5 protein-coding genes and 1 pseudogene are annotated in these 6,769 nt (G+C 69.0%); 2 read left to right on the forward strand and 4 right to left on the reverse strand.

Going from position 1 to position 6,769, the window contains the following annotated elements; translation table 11 throughout:
* On the forward strand, positions 1-928 hold a 928-nt coding region (locus C1J00_RS35605; RefSeq protein ID WP_102913079.1), incomplete at its 5' end, for a glycoside hydrolase family 5 protein.
* Between the two features lie 67 nt (positions 929-995).
* Here the strand turns inward: C1J00_RS35605 and C1J00_RS35610 are convergent.
* Both C1J00_RS35610 and C1J00_RS35615 read right to left on the reverse strand, forming a co-directional pair.
* Positions 996-3,076, reverse strand: a pseudogene (locus C1J00_RS35610) (pectinesterase family protein).
* Between the two features lie 78 nt (positions 3,077-3,154).
* Positions 3,155-3,937, reverse strand: coding sequence for a hypothetical protein (locus C1J00_RS35615; RefSeq protein WP_245936630.1), 783 nt, complete (start codon positions 3,935-3,937; stop codon positions 3,155-3,157).
* A gap of 234 nt (positions 3,938-4,171) precedes the next feature.
* Here C1J00_RS35615 and C1J00_RS35620 point away from each other — a divergent pair, with 234 nt between their 5' ends.
* Complete coding sequence (locus tag C1J00_RS35620; protein ID WP_102913083.1) at positions 4,172-4,447, forward strand: hypothetical protein; 276 nt, start codon at positions 4,172-4,174, stop codon at positions 4,445-4,447.
* Positions 4,448-4,531: 84 nt separating this feature from the next.
* Here the strand turns inward: C1J00_RS35620 and C1J00_RS35625 are convergent, their stop codons facing one another.
* Both C1J00_RS35625 and C1J00_RS35630 read right to left on the reverse strand, forming a co-directional pair.
* Entirely contained in the window at positions 4,532-5,998 is a 1,467-nt protein-coding gene (locus tag C1J00_RS35625) for a sensor histidine kinase (RefSeq protein WP_102913081.1), read from the reverse strand.
* Entirely contained in the window at positions 5,995-6,732 is a 738-nt protein-coding gene (locus C1J00_RS35630) for a response regulator transcription factor (protein ID WP_102913082.1), read from the reverse strand. The genes C1J00_RS35625 and C1J00_RS35630 overlap by 4 nt, the downstream gene beginning before the upstream one ends.
* Positions 6,733-6,769: the final 37 nt, after the last annotated feature.

Raw genomic sequence — 6,769 nt, forward strand, 5'->3', positions numbered from 1 at the left:
CCGTCCCGCCACCCCGCCGCCCGTCAGCGACTTCAAGGGCGTCAACTGGGCCGACCCCCGCGACAACTTCGCCGACGACGCGGTCGTGCCCTCGGGCCTGTCCACCTCCGACGGCTACGCCACCTCCTACGCCAAGTCCAAGGCGATCATCGGCGGGTTCTCCAAGCTCGGCGCCAACACGGTCCGCCTCCCGGTCAACCCGTCCTCGGTCAACGGCCCGTTCTGGAAGTCGTACCGGGGCGCGATCGACGCCGCCACCGCCAAGGGCTTCAAGGTCATCCTGGGCTACTGGGAGGCCGACAACGCCAAGGACGGCAAGATCGACGACCAGGCGTCCTGGGACCGGATGTGGGCGCGGATCACCTCCGCCTACGCCGGCAACTCCAAGGTGTACTTCGAGCCGATGAACGAGCCGTTCGGCTACACCGCACAGGAGTGGACCGACGTCGCGGCGAAGTGGGTGAGCAGGCACCGCTTCATACCCCGCGACCGGATCCTGATCGGCGGGTACAAGTACAGCGAGGACGTCAAGCCGGTGTGCGCCGACCCGCGCCTGAAGGGCACGCGCCTGGCCCTGCACAACTACGGCTTCTGGCACACCGACTGGACCAGCGTCGACCAGTGGAAGGCCGACTTCAAGGCACGCATCGGCGACTGCGCCTCCCGCACGATCCTCGACGAGTTCGGTGCCTCGATGACCACCGGCCTGGACTACAACGGCCCGGCGGGCAGTTCCAACGAGATCGCCTACATCCAGGCCGCGACCGACACGATCCGGGAGCTGGGCCTCGGCTCGGTCTACTGGCCCGGCCTGCGCAACGGTGACACCTACTCCCTCACCACGCTCCACGGCACGGGCACGAACCTCAGCCTGACGGTGAACAACCGGAGCGGCCTGGACCGGCTGCACCACGCCTGGAAGCAGTAGGCACCCCGAACGTGGTGGCCCTTCCGGGCCCGGCGCCGCTCGTCAGCCGGACCCGGAAGGGAGCCGTTCAGGACGCCGAAGGCGTCCAGCCCGCGAGCCAGTCGCCGACCTCCTGGCCGGCGGCCTGCGCGGCGCTCAGATGGGGCCGGTTCGTGCTCGCCGGGCCCGCCCCGGCGCCGTAGTTGCCGTACTCGGCGAACCGGTCGTCCTTCCACGAGAAGCCGCTCATGTCGGTCCACGGGGCCGACTTGATCGCGTTGCTCAGGTTGGTGTTGCGGACGGTGGTCTGCGGATCGAGGGACGCGTCCCCGCCCGCGTGCCAGGGCCGGCCGAGGTAGAAGGTCCCGGCCGAGACGTCGCCGTTCACCGTGGAGTTGGCGATCAGGATGCCCTTGCGGTTCGCCGCGGTGCTCGGTGCGGTGATGTACCCGGCCGAGGTGCCGTTCCAGCGCTTCTTCAGCGTGATGACGGACTTGTCGACGACGGCCGTGGCCCGGCCGAAGATGAAGTCGACGTTGCCGATCACGTAGGAGTTGCTGACGTAGACCCGGCCCAGCCGGTCCTTCGACGGGGTGTCGAGCAGCAGGGTGTCCTGGTCCCCGCTCACGATGATCCCGTCCAGGAACACCTTGTCGGCGGCGGTCCGCAGGGCGACGGCCTGATGCCCGTTGAGGGACTGGTTGGCCTTCTCGTCGAAGTCGTTGGAGATGGTCAGGTTGCGCGCCTGGAAGTCGTCGGCCTCGACGGCGACGGTCGCGCTGCCGCTCGTGCCGTAGGTCCCGCCGCCGGGCTTCGGCGTGCCCGACGCGTTGTTGTAGACGATCGTCGTGTCCTTGCGGCTCCCGCCGGTGCCCCGGATGGTGACGTGCGGCTTGTTGGAGGGCACCTTCACCAGTTCCCGGTACGTCCCCGGCTCACGGCGATCACGACACGCGAGGGGTTGTTCGCCGGTACGGCGTTCACGGCGGCCTGCACGGTGCGGTACTGGCCGCTGCCGTCCTTGGCGACGGTGAGGGTGGTGGCGGCGGCGGCCTTGGTGGACGCCGTCGCGCCCTTGGCGGAGGCGGCCGTCCCGATGGAGGCGCGGGGCCCGGCACCGGCCTTGAGGATCGAGGGGAGGTCGGCGGCCTTGTCGAGGCTGTAGGGGTAGTACGTCTTCGGGTCGAAGGCGGTCCCGCCGCTCTCGTTGCGCCCGCTGGTGCCGGAGAAGGAGTTGCCGCGCTGGACGACGGCGGCGCCGCTGTCCTTGATGACGGGGTTGTTGACGCCCTTGAAGAGGGAGTTCTCCAGGACCATCTTCGTGCGCCCGCGCGAGTAGTTCCCGTACGACGACTTGATGGCGGTGCCCGGGGCGTCCTCCAGGAAGTTGTTGTAGAGGTGCGCGTGGGCGGCGTTGTCGGTGGACGGGTTGCGCTGCTCGGTCTCGCGGATCCAGTTGTGGTGGATCGTGATGTCGGTCTTGACGTTCTCGGTCCAGCCGATGCCGAAGGTCTTGTTGTTGTCGCTCAGCCTGTTCCAGGAGACGGTGACGTTCGTGCTGTCCTTGCGGACGTCGATGAGACCGTCGGCCATGTGCCGCAGGTCGTTGTGGTCGATCCACACGTGATGGGCGCCGTCCATCTGGATCGCGTCGAAGTCGTGGTCCTTGTCGTTCCAGATGCCCTGGTACGCGTCCCGGATGGTCAGGTTCCGGATGATCACGTTGTGTACGCCCTGGCCGAGGAAGAACCCGCCGCCGACGATGTGCCCGGCGGTGCCCTGCCCCACGATGGTCTTGTCGGACTTGACCTTGATCTCTTTGCCGACCGGATTCATCGTGATGGTTCCGGCGACGACGATGACGTAGGGCTCGGCCGCGGTCGCGTACTTCTCCAGATCGGCGAGCGTCTTGACGGTGACGATCTTCCCGCCCCGCCCGCCGTACGTCCCGTTCTGGCCCAGGGAGTTGACGGAGGCGAACCCGTCGGCGGTGTCGGCGGCCCAGGCCGGGGCGGCGGCGGAGGCCTGCCGGCCACCGCTGCCGAACGCACCGAGGTCGGTGCCGTAGGCCAAGGTACCGGCGGCGGTCAGGGCCACGGGGACCCCGACCGCCAGGGCGGTGCGGCTTCTGCGGCGACGGTGCTGGGCCTTGCTGCGCGGCTCACTCATGCGGCGATCCGTTCCGTGTGGGGGAATGACCGCTGATCAGTCGCCGCCCCACACGGAAAGGTTGCCGCTCCGTGTGCCCTACTGGATGCAGGACTTGGGGTCCAGCTTCTCCTCGACCTTGTCCTCACGGCCGTCGGGCTGACCGCTGGGGAGGAGCTTGTCCGAGATGCCGTCGATGTAGTACCCGTGCGAGTAGACGGTCCGGTATCCCCGGTCACGCCAGCTGTGCACGGTCCGGTCCCCGTCGCCCTTGTCCCACTGGTAGTCCTCGACGTGGAAGACGGGGTTCACGCGCACGACGCGCTGGTACGGCGTCCAGGTCACGGCGACCTGCCGGCACGGCGGAATGCTCTTCTCGCTGCGGGTCTCGAACTTGGACTCCTTCTCCCAGCCCCACTCGTACCCGGCGCTGCCGCCCACGGTTCCGCTGAAGATGCTCTTGGCGAGGGAGAGGCTGATACTGCCGCCGACGCTCTTCTTCGCGAACGTCTTGGTGCTGTAGCTGCTGACGAAGGTCTCCTTGTCGTCGGCGGAGCCCTTGTTGCCGATCCAGCGCGAGGTGCGGACGGTGTCGCCCTTGACGGACCAGGTCGAGGCCTCGGCGTACCCGCACCAGCCGCGGAACAGCTCCCACGGCCCGGCGGGCTTCCACAGCCCGAAGACGTCCCGCAGGTACTCGTCCTGGGTCTTGAACTCACCGGTGTCGACGTTCAGGGCGCCGTACACGCCCGTCAGGCTCGTCTCCTGGCTGCAGAGCCGCTCGATCATCCGGTCGGTGTCCCCGGGGTCGACGCCCCGGATGTTGGTCGCCCCGGCGGGCCCGGCCGAGGCGGTCCCCGCGCCGGCCAGCAGACCGGTCACGGCGAGGGCGGTGGATGCGGCAACTACGCCGCATTTCCTGAGAGTTGAGATGCGAATGAGACGCATGTGGGGGCTCACTCCTGCTTGCGGATGTGTGACGGCGACGAAGATGTCAGAACAGCGGCGAGAGTTCGCGCTACTGATGGGTATGACAGGACATCGACAGCTGGACGGGGTGTATGTCCTGCCTTGTCGGCTGCCGCCGCCGCGACTGACCGCGATCCGCTGTGTCTGATGCAAGCGGAGTCGACCGAGAAGGGGACAGCCGGGGATGTGATCGCGCTCCCGGGGATCCTTGTCGACCCGCTCCATCAGACCGCGGCGGCAACGGTCGGAGCAATGATCCGGGACGGCTGGGGCGGGCCTGACATCTGCCACACCCTCTACGTCGCCACACCTCACATCGAGACCGGCGGGATGTCGATCATCCTCACCGGACGAGAGAGCGACTACCCCCCTGGCATCCTGACCGTGGACATCGACTCGCCCGGCATGCTCGGCTTCCACTGAGCCATCACGGCATCTCAGCAGCACAACCACCGGGACGTCGTTACTCGAGTACGTCACGAAGTAACTGTCGGGGCCGCCCATCCCTCAGGCCGAAGGCAGATCCTCCGGCGGAGGCACCGCCGCCCCCGGCAGCCGTACCGTCGCCACCGTGCCGCCGCCCTCGGCGTGGGACAACGACACCTCACCCCCCGCCTGCTGCACCGTACGCGCCACGATCGACAGGCCCAGGCCCGATCCCGGCAGGGCCCTCGCGTCCGGGGAGCGCCAGAAGCGGTCGAAGACGTAGGGGAGTTCGTCGGCGGGGATGCCCGGGCCGTGGTCGCGGACCGTGAGGACGCCCTCGGTCAGGCGGACCTCGATCAGGCCGCCCTCCGGGCTGAACTTCACGGCGTTGTCCAGGATGTTGACCACCGCCCGTTCCAGGGCGGAGGGTTCCGCGCGGACGAACCAGGGCTCGACATCCGCCATGATCGTCAGTTCCGGGCCGCGCAGCCGCGCTCGCCGCAGCGCCGACTCGACCGTGTCCTGCCAGGCCACGATCTGTGTCCGCTCCGAGTGCTGGCCGGGATCCGGGCGGGACAGTTCCTGCAGGTCGCCGATGAGCGTGGCGAGTTCCGTCATCTGCGCCTTCACCGACGCGAGCAGCGCCTTGCGGTCCGCCTCGGGGAGGGGGCGGCCCGTTTCCTCGCTGCGGGTGAGGAGTTCGATGTTGGTGCGCAGAGAGGTGAGCGGCGTGCGCAGTTCGTGGCCGGCGTCCGCGATCAGCTGCTGCTGGAGGTCACGGGAGCTGGCCAGGGACGAGGTCATGGAGTTGAAGGAGCGGGACAGCCGGGCGACCTCGTCCTCGCTGTCGTCCTCCACGGGGATGCGGATGTTCAGATCCTCCGTGCGGGCCACGTGCTCGACGGCGTCGGTCAGCTTGTCGACGGGGCGCAGCCCGGCCCGGGCGACGGCCAGGCCGGCGGCTCCCGCGCCCAGCACCCCCACACCGGAGACCAGCAGGAGGATCAGCGCCAACTCGTTGAGCGTGGACTGGGTTCCCTTGAGCGGCAGGGCGACGACGAGGGAGTAGTCCGCGGCCACCCCTTGTGTCAGGGACCCGTCCTTGACGACGACCGCCGTGGTCAGGACGCGCAGCTTGTTGCCGTCGTTGTCGGTGCCGTCGCGGATGTGGCCCTGGTTCGGGTCGGGATCCTTGGCCACGGCCTTGTCCTCGCCGCTGACGTGCACCTGTGCCGTGGAGCTGGGGAAGAGGCACACCTTGCCGTCGGCCCGGACCAACTGCCCGTAGCTCTTGGGCCGCGAGCCCATGCCCAGCCCGTCGGAAGGCGTCTGACGGCAGTAGGCCGTGAGGTCCTGGAAGTCGTCCGAGCGCAGCGGCCCGACCGACGACCTCAGGTCGTTGTCGATCTCGTCGTACAACTTCCCCTGCACGATGAACCAGCAGGTCACCGACACCGCCGCCACCGCGAACGCCACCGCCGCCGCCACCAGCAGAGCCAGCCGCGACCGGATCGGCAGCGAGCGGAACCGCCGCAGGACCTTCTTCACTCGGCGCCGCCCTGCCGCAGCACGTAACCGACCCCCCGCACCGTGTGGACCAGGCGCGGCTCCCCGCCCGCCTCGGTCTTGCGGCGCAGGTACATCACGTACACGTCGAGGGAGTTCGACGACGGCTCGAAGTCGAAACCCCAGACGGCCTTGAGGATCTGCTCCCGGGTGAGGACCTGGCGCGGGTGCGCCATGAACATCTCCAGGAGGGTGAACTCCGTGCGGGTCAGCTCCACCTGGCGCCCGCCCCGGGTGACCTCCCGCGTCGAGAGGTCCATGCGCAGGTCGGCGAAGATGAGGGCGTCCTCGTCGGCCTGGCCGGCCGCGCCCACGGCCGCCGCGTAGGTGCTGCGGCGCAGCAGCGCGCGGATGCGGGCGAAGAGTTCGTCCAGCTCGAAGGGCTTGACGAGGTAGTCGTCGGCACCCGCGTCGAGGCCGGTGACCCGGTCGCCGACCGTGTCACGGGCCGTGAGCATCAGGATCGGCGTGGTGTCGCCGGTGGCGCGGATGCGGCGCGCCGCCGTCAGACCGTCCATGCGCGGCATCTGGATGTCGAGGACGACCAGGTCGGGCCGGTAGGCCGCGGCCTTGTCCAGCGCGTCGGCGCCGTCGACGGCGACCTCGGTCCCGTACCCCTCGAACGCGAGGCTGCGCTGGAGTGCTTCGCGTACGGCCGGCTCGTCGTCGACGATCAGGATGCGCTGTGGGTCACGGTCGCCGTCTGCGGGGCTCATGGGTCGGGGGTCCTCGGGGGTGAAGCTGTCTCTTATA

It is taken from the genome of Streptomyces cahuitamycinicus, assembly GCF_002891435.1.
Taxonomy (GTDB): Bacteria; Actinomycetota; Actinomycetes; order Streptomycetales; family Streptomycetaceae; genus Streptomyces; species Streptomyces cahuitamycinicus.

Coding starts and splice junctions, on each gene's coding strand:
- C1J00_RS35620 (WP_102913083.1), top strand. CDS start 4,172: ATGCAAGCGGAGTCGACCGAGAAGGGGACAGCCGGGGATGTGATCGCG.
- C1J00_RS35630 (WP_102913082.1), bottom strand. CDS start 6,732: ATGAGCCCCGCAGACGGCGACCGTGACCCACAGCGCATCCTGATCGTC.